The sequence below is a fragment of the Micromonospora sp. NPDC050686 genome, from assembly GCF_040654475.1.
Lineage (GTDB): Bacteria > Actinomycetota > Actinomycetes > Mycobacteriales > Micromonosporaceae > Micromonospora.
The window spans coordinates 1-15,742 of record NZ_JBFAID010000086.1 but is presented as its reverse complement, the minus strand read 5'-3'; the positions used below and the strand labels follow the sequence as shown (position 1 = coordinate 15,742).

Annotated in this window: 12 protein-coding genes and 1 pseudogene; 6 read left to right on the top strand and 7 right to left on the bottom strand. The window is 73.9% G+C overall.

Annotated elements, in window-relative coordinates; translation table 11 throughout:
- Positions 1-196: 196 nt before the first annotated feature.
- The 5 genes from AB0H57_RS31125 to AB0H57_RS31105 form a co-directional block, all read right to left on the bottom strand.
- Positions 197-1,552: an MFS transporter gene (locus tag AB0H57_RS31125; RefSeq protein WP_357512245.1), complete on the bottom strand. Its 1,356-nt coding sequence runs from the start codon at positions 1,550-1,552 to the stop codon at positions 197-199.
- Positions 1,549-2,151, bottom strand: a complete 603-nt coding sequence (locus AB0H57_RS31120; protein WP_357512244.1) for a metalloregulator ArsR/SmtB family transcription factor — start codon at positions 2,149-2,151, stop codon at positions 1,549-1,551. Before AB0H57_RS31120 ends, AB0H57_RS31125 begins: the two co-directional genes overlap by 4 nt.
- Before the next feature lie 71 nt (positions 2,152-2,222).
- Positions 2,223-3,131 carry a hypothetical protein gene (locus AB0H57_RS31115; RefSeq protein WP_357512243.1) on the bottom strand — a complete coding sequence of 303 codons (909 nt, stop codon included), beginning with the start codon at positions 3,129-3,131 and terminating at the stop codon, positions 2,223-2,225.
- Positions 3,132-3,284: 153 nt separating this feature from the next.
- Positions 3,285-4,943 (bottom strand): CocE/NonD family hydrolase, encoded by a 1,659-nt coding sequence (locus AB0H57_RS31110; protein ID WP_357512242.1) that lies wholly within the window; start codon positions 4,941-4,943, stop codon positions 3,285-3,287.
- Between the two features lie 2 nt (positions 4,944-4,945).
- Positions 4,946-5,461 carry a MarR family transcriptional regulator gene (locus tag AB0H57_RS31105; protein ID WP_357512246.1) on the bottom strand — a complete coding sequence of 172 codons (516 nt, stop codon included), beginning with the start codon at positions 5,459-5,461 and terminating at the stop codon, positions 4,946-4,948.
- 182 nt (positions 5,462-5,643) lie between these two features.
- Here AB0H57_RS31105 and AB0H57_RS31100 point away from each other — a divergent pair.
- The 3 genes and pseudogenes from AB0H57_RS31100 to AB0H57_RS31090 all read left to right on the top strand — a co-directional run.
- Positions 5,644-7,735: pseudogene (locus AB0H57_RS31100) on the top strand (efflux RND transporter permease subunit); the annotation flags it as partial.
- Positions 7,736-8,189: 454 nt separating this feature from the next.
- The gene (gene typA, locus AB0H57_RS31095) at positions 8,190-10,058 is read left to right on the top strand and encodes a translational GTPase TypA (RefSeq protein WP_357512241.1); all 1,869 of its coding nucleotides are present in this window, start codon (positions 8,190-8,192) and stop codon (positions 10,056-10,058) included.
- Positions 10,059-10,143: 85 nt separating this feature from the next.
- A complete protein-coding gene (locus AB0H57_RS31090) occupies positions 10,144-11,007 on the top strand; it encodes a serine hydrolase (RefSeq protein ID WP_357512240.1) in 864 nt (287 codons plus the stop codon).
- Between the two features lie 7 nt (positions 11,008-11,014).
- On the opposite strand, the gene AB0H57_RS31085 is transcribed toward AB0H57_RS31090, so the two are convergent.
- Positions 11,015-11,812: a tyrosine-protein phosphatase gene (locus AB0H57_RS31085; protein ID WP_357512239.1), complete on the bottom strand. Its 798-nt coding sequence runs from the start codon at positions 11,810-11,812 to the stop codon at positions 11,015-11,017.
- Positions 11,813-11,856: 44 nt separating this feature from the next.
- On the opposite strand from AB0H57_RS31085, the gene AB0H57_RS31080 reads away from it, so the two are divergent.
- Together AB0H57_RS31080 and AB0H57_RS31075 are read left to right on the top strand one after the other, a co-directional pair.
- Positions 11,857-12,954 (top strand): dipeptide epimerase, encoded by a 1,098-nt coding sequence (locus AB0H57_RS31080; protein ID WP_357512238.1) that lies wholly within the window; start codon positions 11,857-11,859, stop codon positions 12,952-12,954.
- 20 nt (positions 12,955-12,974) lie between these two features.
- Complete coding sequence (locus AB0H57_RS31075) at positions 12,975-13,913, top strand: C40 family peptidase (protein ID WP_357512237.1); 939 nt, start codon at positions 12,975-12,977, stop codon at positions 13,911-13,913.
- 54 nt (positions 13,914-13,967) lie between these two features.
- Here AB0H57_RS31075 and AB0H57_RS31070 read toward each other — a convergent pair whose 3' ends face one another.
- On the bottom strand, positions 13,968-14,969 hold the full coding sequence (locus tag AB0H57_RS31070; RefSeq protein ID WP_357512236.1) for a TerC family protein: 1,002 nt from the start codon (positions 14,967-14,969) through the stop codon (positions 13,968-13,970).
- A gap of 385 nt (positions 14,970-15,354) precedes the next feature.
- Between AB0H57_RS31070 and AB0H57_RS31065 the strand changes: the two genes are divergently transcribed.
- Positions 15,355-15,648: an antibiotic biosynthesis monooxygenase family protein gene (locus tag AB0H57_RS31065; protein ID WP_357512235.1), complete on the top strand. Its 294-nt coding sequence runs from the start codon at positions 15,355-15,357 to the stop codon at positions 15,646-15,648.
- Positions 15,649-15,742: the final 94 nt, after the last annotated feature.

The window sequence follows — 15,742 nt, the reverse complement described above, 5'->3', positions numbered from 1 at the left end:
CCAACACCACTATCACCCCCACCCACTCCCCCACCCCCCCGCTCTCCCTATGGGGGCCGCTGGCGAAACCCGCCCGTCCGGTTTCTCCCGGGGGGGGGGGGGGGGCCCCCCCCGCCCCCCCCCACGGTTCGGCCGTCGCCCGTTGGCGACGTCGTTCGCGGGGACCGGGGCCGGCGGCCCCGGTCGTCGCGGCAGCTCAGCGGCCCGGTGCGACCGGTTCCGCCGGCAGGTGAGCCGGGCGGTACGCCGGCGCCGCGGGCAGGTCCCGCCGACGCCGCAGCGGCCCGATCAGCAGCAGCAGCGGGCTCGCCGCGAGCCACCCGGTCATCAGCCAGATCGCCGTTCGCGGCCCCAGGGCCGCGCCGAACGTCCCGGCCAGCAGCGCGGCCAGCGGGATCATCCCGTAGTTGAGCAGGTGCATGCTCACCGTCACCCGACCCAGCAGGTGGTGCGGCGTGTACGCCTGCCGGAACGCGCCCTTCACCACGTTGCCCACCGCCACTCCGAGGCTGACCAGCAGGCCGCCCAGCACCGGCCACAGCAGACCGGCGCCCGGTCGGGCCAGCGGCACGAACAGCGCGGGCGGCCCGGTGAGGGCGGCGGCGAGCAACAGCGCCCGGGCGCTGCCGACGCGGCGGCTCACGGTGGTGGCGAGCAGCGCGCCGAGCACCCCGCCGACGCTCATCGCGCCGACCACGGCGCCCACCAGGCCCGGCGGCAGCTCGACCGTGCGAACCAGGAAGACCACCAGCACGGCCTGGTAGCCGACCAGGCCGATGTTGCTGGCCGCGCCGTACCCGGTCAGCACCCGCAGGTAGGGGTCGCGGGCGACGAAGGTGAGGCCGTCGGCGATCTGCCGGCGCAGCGACGGCGCCCCCGCCGGCCGGGCCGGCGGTGGTTCGGTGGCCCGGATGCGCAGCAGGCAGGCCGCCGAGACCAGGAAGCTCAGCGCGTCCAGCAGCAGCGCGGTGACCGCGCCGGCGAGCTGCGCCACCAGGCCGGCCAGGCCGGGACCGAGGACGTAGCTGGCGGTCTGGGTGGCCTGCAGCTTGGCGTTGCCCTCGGGCAGTTGGTCGGGGCGCAGCAGCACCGGCAGGTAGACCTGGTCGGCGGTCTCGAAGAACACCCGGGCCACGCCGGCACCGAGCGCCACGGCGAGCAGGTGCCCGACGGTGAGCAGGTCCAGCGCGGCGGCCACCGGGATGCTGACGAACAGTGCCGCCGAGATCAGGTCGCAGCCGACCATGAGGGGCCGGCGGGGCAGCTGGTCCACCCATGCCCCGGCCGGCAGGCCGATGAGCAGCCACGGCAGCCAGGCCGCCGCGGTGAGGACGGCGACCTGGAGGGTGCCGGCGTCGAGCACCGACACCGCCACCAGCGGCAGCGCCACCGTGGTGACGTTGCTGCCGATCGCGCTGGCGGTCTGGCCGGCCCAGAGCAGCCGGAAGTCGCGGTGCCACAGCAGTCCACCGCGACGCGGGCCGCCGGCCGGCCGGTGGGTGGCGGCCCGCGCGGGCGCCGGGGCGGCGGCGCGGCGGGCGGCCGGGGTCACGGCTGCGCCGGTACGCCGTAGGCGAAGAGGAAGACCGGTTGGCGGTCCCGCCCGTCGTCGGGGATCTCCCGCTCACCCCAGCGGGCCAGCAGGTCGATCAGCTCCCGGCCGAGCTCGGCCAGTTCCTCGGGGGTCAGCCGCAGCCACCGGTCGGCGGAGAAGGGTCCGTCGCCCCAGGCCTGCTGCGCGGCGTCCCCGGCGGCGTGCCAGGCCCGGGCCAGGGCGACGTGCCGGTCGAGGTTGAGCGAGGTGGCGGCGTCGGCCACGGCCCGGGCGGCCGGGTCGGCGTCGAAGTCGGCGTTGGACCAGCGCACGCCCCGGTTGACCAGGCGCCACCACCGTTCCCGCCGGTCGCGGGCCAGCTCGGGCGCCTCGGTGGCGAGGTCGGCGGCGGCGAGGACCTTCATGTGGTGGCTGATGTTGGCCGGTGCCTGGCCGGTCTGGTCGGCGAGCGTGCCGACCGTCGACGCGCCGTGCACCTTGAGCACGTCCATCAGGCGGCGGCGCAGCGGGTGGGACATCGCGGCGAGCACCCGCGAGTCGGTGATCCGGCGCACCTCGGGGTCGGGGTGGGCGGCCGGAGCGGTGGTGTCGTCCATCGCCCCAGGCTGACACGGGCAAGGATTATTGCGCAAGATGCTTTGCGCAATAATCCTTGCCGGGAGGGGGGTCAGGCGGCCAGCCGCGCGTGCAGTTCGTCGGCCACCTGCTTGGCGACGGTGGGCGGGATGGCCGCTGCGATCGCCTGCGGGGTGAGCGTGGCCAGGACGCCCGACACGATCGCCTTCTCGTCGACGAAGTCCTTGTTGGACAAGGCGGTGACCTGGGCGACGAGCGCCGGCCAGCCCTGCGCCATGGTGAGTAGCCGCGCCGCCGGCGACCCGGCCATCGGCACGGAGAGCAGGCCGGCGGTGCCCACCGGCGAGATCAGCCAGTTACGCAGGTTCTCCAGGTCGGCGAGGACGTCGCCGACGGTCCGGTTCGGGTAGCCGGTGTCCTCGATGAGCTTGTCTTTCTGTTCCATGGCGTGCTCCTGGGGTGTGGACGCGATCAGTCCGATCTCGGTGAGGTAGCGGCGGAACAGCGGGGTCTGGTCCCGGTCCGCCTTGGTCGAGTCGCGGAAGAAGCTGAAGTGGGTATGCGACAGATGGGTGCTGTCGCCGGTGGATCGCCGGCCCAACCGGTCCCAGCGTCTGACCGTCCGGCCGTCCGGCGAGTAGATGATCTCGCGCAGGTCCCGGGTGCCGGGCGCGTCGGCCACGCACTGCGCGACGCACCAGTTGGAGAAGCTGATCAGGTTGTGGGTGTGGCCCTTCACCCGTACCGCGAACTCGCCGACGTCCAAGGCGGACGCGTGCAGGGTCAGGCCGCTGCGGTCCCGCGGCGACTCCACAACGGAGTAGTCGTCGGCCACCACCCGGTCGGAGCCGCAGTGGTAGCCACCGTGGTGGTGGGCGTCCGCGACGATCCCGATCTCGTCAGCTTCGAGGTCCTGGCTCCGGTGCACGTCGGGGTCGACGTTGAGGTGGGTGAGGAGCAGGTGGCGAACCGCCAGCAGGTTCGCCGGGGCAGTCGTCATGGCGCCCCCTTCCGGAGGAGAGGGCCGGAGCTGTGATCACCATCCGTAGCGGACGGGGACCGGGCGCACCCGGCCGATTGATGCACATCGTCGGGCAGCTGCGCTCAGCATAGCCGACGATTCTGAGAGTTCTCGCAGGTCAGAGTGCCAGTATCAGGTGGCCGACCGTCCCGGTGCGACACCGGTGATCGGCAGGTACAGCGCCGACGGGTGAGCGGGGTCGTGCCGAATCCGTCGCGCTCCGGCGCGGAGCGTGACTGCGGTGCCCAACGTCTCGCCGGTGCCGGGGTTGCGCGCGTAGCGGGGATGGGCGCCACCGGTGACCTGCACCCGCAACCGGTGGCCCACGGCGAACCGGTGCGCGGTGGGCCAGAGCGGGACCGGCACCCGCACCACGCCGGCCGCATCGGCCGGGAAGCGCCCCGGCGCGACCCGGACCAGCCCGTCGCAGACGTTCCACGACCGGCCTCGCCGGTCCACGTCGCACAGCCGCACGAACACGTCCAGGTAGGGCAGGTCACTGTCGACGTACACCTCGGCGCGGACCGGGCCGATCACCTCGACCGGCCGGGTGAGCCGCGCGCTGGTCCAGGTGAGCACGTCGGGCCGGGCCTCGACCGGCCGGTTGTCCACCGGTCCGGCCCGCTGCGCGACCAGCAGCGGCCCGCCGAGCGACGGGGTCGGGTCGGCCGGGTCGTACCAGAACTCGGTCGGCGGTGACGGGCGCGGCGGCGCCGGGGCCAGCACCCGGTCGCCGTGCAGGTGCCACCGCCACTCGGTGGTCGGGGGCGGCCAGCCCGGCAGGTCACGCCACCCGCCGCCGGCGCCGCCGACGTGGATGCGCACCGGCGCCCGGGTGGCCGCCGGCCGGCCGGCCAGGTGCTCGTCGAGCCAGGCCAGCCCCTCGCGCAGCGCGGCGACGAACAGCCCCTGGCTGCCGTGCGTCCACGGGCCCACAACCAGGCGCGGCCGGGCGCCGGCGGCCCGCAGCGCCGCGTAATCGTCCAACTGGGCAGGGAGGAAGATGTCCTGCCAGCCGCTGACCAGCACCACCGGCGCTTGCACCTCGGGGAGCCGGGCGCCGAACACCCGGGTGCGCCAGTAGTCGGCGTCCGGGGTGTGGTGACGCAGCCACTCCTGGAAGAACGGGATGGGCACCCCGGTGGCCACCCGGTCCGCCTCCGCCAGCGGCAGGTGGGCCAGCGCCGCCGCCAGCCGGGGCTGCCCGCGCTTGAGCTCCCACTGCCGGGCCAGCCAGGGCACGGTCTGCGCCTGCAGCAGCTCGGCCCAGGTCAGCACCGTGTCCAGGGCGAACGACTCCCCCGCGTACGTGGAGTCCCGGGTGGCCGACGCGGTGGCCACGGCGACCATGGCGCGCAGCTCCGCGCCCGCCTCGGCGGCCACCGCCCACTGCACGAAGCCCTGGTAGCTGACGCCGAACATGCCGAACGAACCGGCGTACCAGGGCTGGCGGCGCAGCCAGTCGACGGTGTCCAGGCCGTCGTCGCGCTCGTGCACCAGCGGCGCGAACGTCCCGCCCGAGCCGTGGGTGCCGCGGCAGGACTGGATCACCACGTGGTATCCGCGTTCGGCGACGACCCGGGCGAGCAGCCGCATCGGCCCCCGCCGCCCGTACGGGGTGCGGATCAGCACGGTAGGCGCGTCCGGCGGGTCGGGGGCGTGGTGGTCGGTGCGCAGGATCACCCCGTCGCGGACCCGGACCGGGATGTCCCGGCGCACCGTCACCCGCCGGGTGCGCGCGGCGGGCAGCCGCAGCAGCGCGGCGGCGAGACGGGCGGCGAGCCGGTCCACGCTCAGCCCGCCGGCCGCCGGGGCGGCTCGGGGCGCAGCGCCCGGACCTCGTCGCGGTGCTGCCGCATCGAGGTCACCATCGCGGTCATGAACCGGCGCACGACCGCCAGCTCGGCGTCGTCGAAGCCGGACATCACCTCGTCGGTACGCCGGCCGAGCGGGCCGAAGAACTCCATCGCCAGCGCGGCGCCGCGGTCGGCGTAGTGCAGGAGGATCTTGCGGCGGTCGGCGGTGTCCCGGTCCCGCCGGATGTGGCCGGCCCGCTCCAGGCGGTCGACCAGGGCGGTGACCGCCCCGGAGGAGAGGTTGAGCAGCTCCCCCAGCCGGCCCGGGGTGATCGGGTCGCCGAGCAGCTCGGCGTCCATCACCGCGATGAGGGCGTGCAGGTCGGTCGGGCCGAGCCCGTGCAGACCGGCGAAGGCGTGCCCGATGTGCTGCGCGTCCACCGAGTACCGGCGCAGGTCGTTGGTGATGTCGGCGATCAGGCGACCGCGATGGGTCTCCCGCCGGCGGTACATCTCGTGCGCTGCCACGTCGCCCGTCGTTTCCTCCCGCCCCGGTCCGGTTGCAGCATAGAGCAGCCGCAGATAATCTCGACCATCGAGATACTCGGTGATCGAGCATATCCACCCGGTCCCACGTGCGTCCTTTCCGCGGGCCCGCGCTCGAAACTGCACGCCCAGAGACGGTGAGGCACCAGATGTCCCTGTTCAGCCGCGTCGCCCGGGGCCGGCTGGCCGCCTGGCTCACCGTGGCGGCGGTGATCGTGGTCGGCGGGGCGGTCTTCGGACTGCCCCGGCCCGCCAACCCGGCGCCCGTCTCCGCCACCGGCCTGTCCGAGCGGTGGCAGTCCACGCAGGTCGAGCGGTTGCAGGAGCAACTGCCCGACAGCGAGGTCCAGCCCGCCGTCGTGGTCCTCAGCCGCGCCGACGGCGGCCGGCTCACCGACGCCGATCGCGCCGCCCTCAGCGGCGACCCGGTCGACCTGACCCGGTACGCCGTGGGCGGGCGGATCACCCCGCCTCAGACCTCACCGGACGGCACCGTGGCGCTGGTCGTGGTGCCGCTGTCCACCGCCGGCGGGGTGCTGCCGACCACCGACCGGGTCACCGAGCTGCGCGGCGCGCTGGACGCCGTGCCCGACGGGCTCACCGCGCAGGTCACCGGCAGCCCCGCGTTCACCGCCGACCTCAGCAAGGTCTTCGACGGCGCCAACACCACCCTGCTCATCGTCACCGCCGCCGTGGTGGCGGTGCTGCTGCTGATCACCTACCGCAGCCCGTTCCTGTGGATCGTGCCGCTGCTGGTGGTCGCCGCCACCGAACAGCTCACCCTGCGCGCCGTCGAGTCGATCGTCCCGGCGCTCGGCATCCACCTGCAGGACGGCCAGGTCACCGGCATCGCCAGCGTGCTGGTCTTCGGCGCCGCCACCGACTACGCCCTGCTGCTGATCGCCCGCTACCGGGAGGAGTTGCGCCGCACCGAAGACCGGTTCGCCGCCATGCGGCACGCGCTGCGCCGCACCGCCGAGCCGATCCTGGCCAGCGGCATCACCGTCGTGTTCGGCGTGCTCACCCTGCTGCTGTCCGAGCAGGAGACCAACCGCGCCCTCGCCGTGGCCTGCGCCACGGGCGTCGTGTTCGCCATGCTCTCCGCCCTGTTCGTGCTCCCCGCCGCGCTGGTCCTCTTCGGCCGGGGCCTGTTCTGGCCGTTCGTGCCGAAGGTGGGCGGCGCGGCCCGCGAGGGCCGGCTGTGGGGGCGGCTCGGCGCCGCCGTCGTCCGCCGGCCCGCTCCGGTCGCCACGCTCGCCACGCTGCTGCTGGCCGGCCTGGCGCTCGGCGGGCTGGGCATCCGCACCGGCCTGTCCGAGACCGAGCAGTTCCGGGTCCAGCCCGAGGCGGTGGCCGGCGCCGAGACCCTGGCCCGGGCGTTCCCGGCCGGCACCACCCAGCCGGTGGCCGTACTGACCACCCCGTCGGCCGTGGCCGCGGTCACCGACGCGGCCAGCGCGGTCGACGGGATCGCCTCCGCCCGCCCCGGCGCGGCGGGGCCCAACGTCGCCCAGGTGGACGTGGTGCTGGAGGCGGAACCGGGCACCGCCGCCGCCGACCGGGCCGTCGAGGCGCTGCGCGACGCGGTGGCCGGCGTACCCGGGTCCGCACCCCCGGCGGTCGAGGGCGCCGAGGCACCGCGCGGCGCCCTGGTCGGCGGCACCGTCGCCGCGACGCTGGACAGCGCCGACGCCAACGCCAAGGACCTGCGGCTGATCCTGCCGATCATCCTGGCGCTGGTCGGCGCCGGGCTGATCCTGCTGCTGCGCGGCCTGCTCGCGCCGCTGCTGCTGGTGCTCACGGTGGTCGCGTCGTTCTTCGCCAGCCTGGGCGCGGCGTGGCTGATCTTCGACCACGTACTCGGCTTCCCGGCCCTGGACAGCGGGGTGCTGCTGCTGGCCTTCGTGTTCCTGGTGGCGCTCGGCGTGGACTACAACATCTTCCTGGTCACCCGGGCCCGGGAGGACGCCCGGACGATGGGCACCCGCGACGGCATGCTCTCCGCGCTGCGGGTCACCGGTGGGGTGATCACCAGCGCCGGCGTGCTGCTCGCCGCGGTCTTCGCCGTGCTCGGCGTGCTGCCGCTGATCACGCTCACCCAGATCGGCATCATCGTCTGCATCGGCGTGCTGCTGGACACCCTGCTGGTGCGTACCGTGCTGGTGCCGGCGCTGGCGTTCCTGCTCGGCGACCGGTTCTGGTGGCCGGGGCGGCCCCCGCGCACCAGGCCGGCGACCGACGCGACCGACGCCGCCGAGCCGCGACCGGCCCTGCGGTAGGAGCGCCGACGGGGGTCGGCGGCGACGAGCCACCGGCCCCCGTACGCCCCGGCGGAACGCGGACGGCGGTGTGTCACCGGTCACGACGACCCCGTATGCCGGGCAGCGCGGACCCGGGGCGGCGTCGGGCCGCGTAGGCTAGGAGGCCGACCAGCAGCGGGCCCGCCTCACCCCGGCGTACCCGAGCCGAAGATCATCGTTGACCCCACGGCCGCGTCCTCGCGGCCGCCCGTCGGGTCGGCGGTGGCGGCGGGCCCTGCCGCGACTCGGCAGGTCACGCCCGGCCCGGACGCGCCGGGCCCACGGCCGGCCCACTGGGAAACGGTCGACACCGCAGTCAAGGCTGAAGATCCGGACACCGTCCGGGGGTGACCCCGGCCCGCGTACCGGCAACCGCAGACAGGAGTATGGAGGGTATGCAGCTACGCACCGACCTCCGCAACGTCGCCATCATCGCCCACGTCGACCACGGCAAGACGACCCTGGTCGACGCCATGTTGCGGCAGGCCGGCGCCTACGGCGCCCGTGGTGAGGACACCGAGCGGGTCATGGACTCGATGGACCTCGAGCGGGAAAAGGGCATCACCATCCTGGCCAAGAACACCGGCGTGCGGTACCTGCCGGCGGACGGGTCCGACCCGGTCACCATCAACATCATCGACACCCCCGGCCACGCCGACTTCGGCGGCGAGGTCGAGCGCGGCCTGACCATGGTCGACGGCGTGGTGCTGCTGGTCGACGCCAGCGAGGGCCCGCTGCCGCAGACCCGGTTCGTGCTGCGCAAGGCGCTGCGCGCCCGGCTGCCGATCATCCTGGTGATCAACAAAGTGGACCGCCCCGACGCCCGGATCAAGGAGGTCGTGGACGACACCTACGAGCTCTTCCTCGATCTGGACGCCGACGAGGAGCAGATCGACTTCCCGATCGTCTACGCCTGCGCCCGCGACGGCATCGCCTCGCTCACCCAGCCGGCCGACGGCGCGGTGCCCGACGACAGCCACAGCCTGGAGCCGCTGTTCCGCACCCTGCTGGACACCATCCCGGCCCCCGCGTACGAGCAGGACGCGCCGTTGCAGGCGCACGTCACCAACCTCGACGCCTCGCCGTTCCTGGGCCGGCTGGCGCTGTGCCGGGTCCGGCAGGGCACCATCGCCAAGGGCCAGACCGTGGCCTGGTGCCGCACCGACGGCAGCACCCAGCGGGTCCGCATCTCCGAACTGCTGATGACCGAGGGCCTGGAGCGCAAGCCGGCCGACTCGGCCGGCCCGGGCGACATCATCGCCGTCGCCGGCATCCCGGAGATCATGATCGGTGAGACCCTCGCCGACGCGGAGAACCCGGTGCCACTGCCGCTGATCACCGTCGACGAGCCGGCCATCTCGATGACCATCGGCACCAACACCTCGCCGCTGGTCGGCCGGGTCAAGGGCGCCAAGGTCACCGCGCGGATGGTCAAGGACCGCCTCGACAAGGAGCTGGTCGGCAACGTCTCACTGCGGGTGCTGCCCACCGAGCGGCCCGACGCCTGGGAGGTGCAGGGCCGGGGCGAGCTGGCCCTGGCCATCCTGGTCGAGCAGATGCGCCGGGAGTCCTTCGAGCTGACCGTCGGCAAGCCGCAGGTGGTCACCCGGGAGATCGACGGCAAGACCTGCGAGCCGGTCGAGCGGCTCACCATCGACGCCCCCGAGGATTACCTGGGCGCGATCACCCAGCTGCTGGCCACCCGCAAGGGCCGGATGGAGCAGCTGGTCAACCACGGCACCGGCTGGATCCGGATGGAGTGGCTGGTCCCGGCGCGCGGGCTGATCGGCTTCCGCACCGAGTTCCTCACCGAGACCCGCGGCACCGGCATCCTGCACCACGTCTTCGAGTCGTACGAGCCGTGGTTCGGCGAGCTGCGCACCCGCAACAACGGCTCGCTGGTCGCCGACCGGTCGGGCAGCGTCACCGCGTTCGCGATGACCAACCTCCAGGAGCGCGGCCAGCTCTTCGTCGAGCCGGGCACCGAGGTGTACGAGGGCATGATCGTCGGCGAGAACTCCCGCTCCGACGACATGGACGTCAACATCACCAAGGAGAAGAAGCTCACCAACATGCGCTCGTCGACCGCCGACGAGACCGAGAAGCTGATCCCGCCGCGCAAGCTCTCCCTGGAGCAGGCGCTGGAGTTCTGCCGCGAGGACGAGTGCGTCGAGGTCACCCCGGCCGCCGTACGCATCCGCAAGGTGGTCCTGGACCAGACCCAGCGCGGCCGGATGGCGGCCCGCCGCAAGCACACCGGCTGACCCACCCCGTACCACCGGTGAGCCCGGGCCGCCGCAAGGCGCCCGGGCTCCCCCGTCTCCCCGCACCGTTGATACGGTCGGCGGCATGGTCTGGGACGAGCTCGACAGCCGCCTCGACAAGGTGCCCGGCACCGTCTCGGCGTACGTGGGGCGCCTCGGCGCGCCGCCGGCCTGGACCCGGCGGCCCGACGCCACCCACTACGCGGCCAGCACCATGAAGGTCGGCGTGCTGGTGGCGCTGCACCGCGCCGCCGAGGCCGGGACCATCGACCCGGACGCCCCGGTCCCGGTGACCAACGAGTTCGACTCCGCCCAGCCCGGGGCGCCCCGGTTCGGCTGCGACCGCAACTACGACAACGACGACGCGGTCTGGGAACGGGTCGGCGCCACCGCCCCGCCGCGCTGGCTCGCCCACCGCATGATCGTCCGGTCCAGCAACCTGGCCACCAACAACGTCATCGGCCACGTCGGGCTGCCGGCCCTCGCGCAGGTGTGGGCCCTGGCCGGCGCCCGGCACAGCGTCACCGGCCGCGGCATCGAGGACTTCGCGGCCCGCGAGGCCGGCATCACCAACCTGGTCACCGCCGCCGACCTGGCCACCCTGCTCGGCGCGCTGGCCCTGGGCGCGCGACGGCCCGGGCCGCTCGCCTCCCCGACCGGCTGCGCGGCCATGCTGGACGTGCTGTTCGCCCAGGAACACCGCGAGGACCTCGCCGCCGGGCTGCCCGAGGGCACCCGGATCGCGCACAAGAACGGCTGGGTACGCGGCGTCCGGCACGGCGCCGGGGTGGTCTTCCCCGACGACGCCCCGCCCTACGCCGTCGCCGTCTGCACCACCACCGACCTGGCCGACGGCGGCCCGGACGGCGAGGGGACCGACGACGCCTGCGAGCTGATCGCGGACGTCTCCGCCCGTGTCTGGGCGGCCCGGCACGACCTGCCCGGCTGACGGCCGTTCACTCCAGCAGGCGCTCCCGCAGCGCGGCGAGCGTCGCGTCGTCCACGCCCAACCCGTCGCGCAGGTACGCCCCGAACGAGCCGTGCACCCGGCGCACCTCCGCGTACGCGGCGTCCAGGTACTCCGGCCGGACCTCCAGCACCGGCAGCGCGACGGCCGGGTCGAGCTCCGGCCGGCGCCGGGTCATCGCCTCCAGCAGCACCTCGTGCAGGCTGCCGGCCAGCTCGTTGTGGCGTAGGTAGTCCGCCCGGACCGCCTCCTCGTCCACCCCGAGCGCGGTGAGCAGGACGACCGCCAGCCAACCGGTACGGTCCTTGCCCGCCGAGCAGTGGAACAGCAGCGGCAGGTTCTCCACCTCGGCGGCCAGCCGCACCGCCGCCCCGAACCCGGCCACCGCCTGCGGACCGGTCACCATCCAACGGTAGATCTCCCGCATCGCCGCCGGCGTGCCCTCCCGCGCCAGCTCGTCGTACGCGCCGAGGTCGTGCCCGAGCAGCACCGCCGACACGTAGACGAAGACCGGGTGCCGCGGGTCCAGCACCGGCAGGTGCACCACCCGCGGCTCGCCGGGCAGCCGGTCGGCCGGCGCGAGGTCGATCTCCGAGGCGTCCCGCAGGTCGACCACGCACGCCGGGGCGAGCTTCGCCAGCACCCGCAGGTCGTCGTCGGTCAGCCGGCCCAGCGCGGGGGTACGGACCAGCCGCCCGGCCCGCACCCGCCGCCCGTCGGCGCCGACGAGGCCGCCCAGGTCACGCGCGTTGGGCGCGCCCACCAGTTCCCAATCCGGTCCAACCATCGAGCCTCCCCTGTCCGCGATGCGTCCTGTATAGGGTGCCGGACATGACAATCGCCGCGGTACGCACCCACCGGCTTTCCGCCCCCTTACACACCCCCTTCGTCACCGCGCTGCGCCGCACCACCACCGTGGACACACTGGTCGTGGAGGTCGTCGACGACGAGGGGCGCTCCGGGTTCGGGGAGGCACCGCAGGTGTGGCAGGTCACCGGCTCCTCGGTGGCCGGGGCGCAGGCCTGCGTCCAGGACGTGCTCGGCCCGCTGGTCACCGGCCGGGAGGCCGACGACCTGGTGGCCCGCTGCGGCGAGGTGGCCCGGGCGGTGGTGGGCAACGAGTCCGCCAAGGCCGCGGTGGACGTCGCGCTGCACGACCTGGCCGCGCGGCGGCTCGGCGTACCCCTGGTGCGGCTGCTGGGCGGCACCGCGCTGCGGGTGCCGACGGACGTCACGCTCGCCGCCGGCGACCCGGCCGAGCTGGCGGCGGCCGGCCGGCAGCGCCGGGCCGAGGGGTTCTCGGTGCTCAAGCTGAAGGTGGGCACGGACGCCGCCGGCGACCTGGAGCGGGTCCGCGCGGTACGCGCCGCCGTCGGGCCCGGGGTACGGATCCGGCTCGACGCCAACCAGGGCTGGACGCCCCGGGAGGCGGTCCGGGTGATCAACGGGATCGCCGACGCCGGCCTGGACGTCGAGCTGGTCGAGCAGCCGGTCGCCCGGTGGGACCTGGACGGGCTGGCCTGGGTCAGCGACCGGGTGCCGGTGCCGATCCTCGCCGACGAGTCGGTCTTCGGCGTCCGGGACCTGGTCGAGGTGATCCGCCGCCGGGCCGCCGACCTGGTCAACGTCAAGCTGGCCAAGTGCGGCGGCCTGCATCCGGCCCGTACGCTGCTCGACCTGGCCGCGGCGCACGGCGTCGGCACCGTCGTCGGCTCGATGATGGAGAGTCAGATCGGGGTGGGCGCGGCGGCGAGCCTGGTGGCCGCCCACGGCACCACCGCCGTGTCCGACCTGGATGCGGCCTGGTGGCTGGCCTGGACCCCGGTGCGCGGCGGCCTCCGCTACGAGGAGGCGACTGTCGTGCTGCCGGACGCCCCCGGCCTCGGCATCGAGTCGGTTTCTGAAGCAAAGCTACGTCGCCAAGGTTGAGGTTTGGCGGTTTCTTTCATATGGTCGCGCAGGGGGAACGGCGCGACCTGGAGGGCCACGTGCAGTTGCAACCGGGCCGGGAGGCCCTCGTCCGGGTCACGGTCGCCACGCTCTGGACCGCGCCCGAGGCGGTGCGACCGGTCGACGGTCCGGCGCTCGCCGGGGAGACCGACATCCGGCACTGGATCGCCGGCATGGCGGCCGACCAGCGGGTCGGTGACTGCGTGCTCAGTCAACTGCTGCTCGGCGAGCGGGTGCTGATCGACGAGGCCCGCCCGGACGGGTGGACCCGGGTGGTCGCCGTCGAGCAGCCGGCCGCCCACCTCGACCCGCGCGGCTACCCGGGCTGGCTGCCCACCGCGCACCTCACCCCCGCACCGCCGGAGCACGACCCCTCCCCCGTGACGCTGGACGCGACGGCCACCGACCTGCGGTGCCGCCCCGCCGGGCCGACCGCGCTCGCCGGCGCGGTGCTCGGCACCCGGCTGCCCACCGCCGGACCCGCCGTCGACCGCTGGCTGCCAGTACGCGCCCCGGGCCACGCCGCACCGGTGTGGGTGCCCGAGACCGAGGCGGCGCGACCGCCCGAGCGGCGACCCGACCCGCGGCAGGTGATGGCCGTCGCCGACCGGCTGCGCGCCGTGCCCTACGTCTGGGGCGGCCTCTCCCCGTACGGCATCGACTGCTCCGGCCTGGTGCACCTGGCCTGGCGCCGGTTCGGGGTGACCGTGCCGCGCGACGCGTACGACCAGGCCCAGGCGGCCGTCCCGGTGCCGCTGGGCGAGGAGCGGCCGGGCGACCTCTACTTCTTCGCCCGGCCCGGGCGCCGGATCCACCACGTCGGCTTCGTGACCGGCGAGCGGCGCATGCTGCACGCCTGCTACCGGCAGCGCCGGGTGGTAGAGGAGGCGCTGCCGGCCGAGCGGCTCGCCACCCTGGTCGGCGCGGGCCGGATCTGAGCCACCCGGGCCCCGCTGGGCGCCCACCGGTGGGGCGGCGCCCAGCGCGTCCGGTCAGCCCCGCCGCGCGTCGGCCAGCTTCCGCCGGCGGTCCCGGGCCGACTTCACCAGGCTGGCCACCGTGGCGATGGCGAGGGTGCCGAGGATGACGGTCAGCGAGAACCAGATCGGCAGGTGCGGCGCCCAGCCCACCGGCTCGCCGTTGTTGACGAACGGCAGGTGGTTGTCGGCGAGGGCCTCCAGCACCAGCTTGACGCCGATGAAGCCGAGCACCACGGCCAGGCCGTAGCTGAGGTAGATCAGCCGGTCGAGCAGCCCACCGACCAGGAAGTAGAGCTGGCGCAGCCCCATCAGGGCGAAGACGTTCGCGGTGAAGACCAGGTACGGCTCCTGGGTGATCCCGAAGATCGCCGGGATGGAGTCGAGCGCGAAGATCAGGTCGGTGGTGCCGATCGCGATCATCACGATCAGCATCGGGGTGAAGAGTCGCCGGCCCGCCTGGTGCGTGGTCATCCTCGCGCCGTCGTAGTCCCTGGACACCGGCAGCGCCTTGCGGCTCCACCGGATCAGCACGTTCTCGGTGAACTCGTCCTCGTCCGGCTCGCCCTGCCGCGCCAGGTTCACCGCGGTGTAGATGAGGAACGCGCCGAAGATGTAGAACACCCAGGAGAACTGCGAGATCAGGGCCGCGCCGGCGGCGATGAAGCCACCGCGCATGACCAGCGCCAGCACGATGCCGATGAGCAGCACCTTCTGCTGGTACTGCCGGGGCACCGCGAACCGGGCCATGATGATCACGAAGACGAAGAGGTTGTCCACCGAGAGGCTGTACTCGGTGAGCCAACCGGTGTAGAACTCACCTGCCACGTCGCCGCCCGCGGTGAGCCAGAGCCCGGCGCCGAAGAGCAGCGCCAGCCCTACATAGAAGCTGACCCAGAGGCTCGACTCGCGGACGCTGGGCTCGTGCGGGCGCCTACCGATGACCAGCAGGTCGACGAGGAGAACCGCTGTCAGTGCGACGAGAGTTCCCGCCCACACCCATCCGGACACGTTCAATCCATTCCTCCGGCAGACACGCGGCGTCGGGCACGACGGTACGCCGAATGACAACACGGCGTGCGGCGACGCTGACTGTGGTGACTGTCGGAGGTCTCTTCCGCCAGCGGCCCGGGCTGGGTCGCTGACCGACGGGGCCGGGTCGGGTGCCGGGGGTTGGCGGTCGACCGTGCTGACGACTCCGTCGCGGGGGAATACTCCCCTCCTCGGCCGCCATTGTTCACCATCGCGACCCACCAGCGCATCCCCGGGTGCCGCAATTGACGCCGATGTCACCGTGGCGCGCACATCCGCTCGGGCTTCCTAGGAGGCTAGGTGCCGGCTCGGCGACGGGGTTCCGGGCCCGGAACCACCCCGGACGGGCGGCCGTGGGAGGCTTTCGGGCATGGTGCTAGAGGTCGCGCTCATCGACGTACTGCCCGGACACGAGGACGATTTCGCCGCCGCGTACCAGCAGGCGCATTCGATCATCGCCGCGGCCCAGGGCTGCCGGTCGGTCCGGATGACCCGGGGCATCGAGACCCCGACCCGGTTCGTGCTGCTGGTCGAGTGGGACTCGGTCGAGGCGCACGACCAGAACTTCCGGCAGACCGAGGCGTTCGGGAAGTGGCGGGCGTTGCTCGGCCCGCACTTCGCCGGCCCGCCGGTGGTCGAGCACTTCCTGGACGTGCCGGCCTGAGAAAGTGTTGGGTAACCAGGTAGCTACTTCTGGTTGAGCTCGCCGTCGAGGCGTCGAGCTGCCTCGGTCTCGATCGGACCTTGCGGCTCGATGT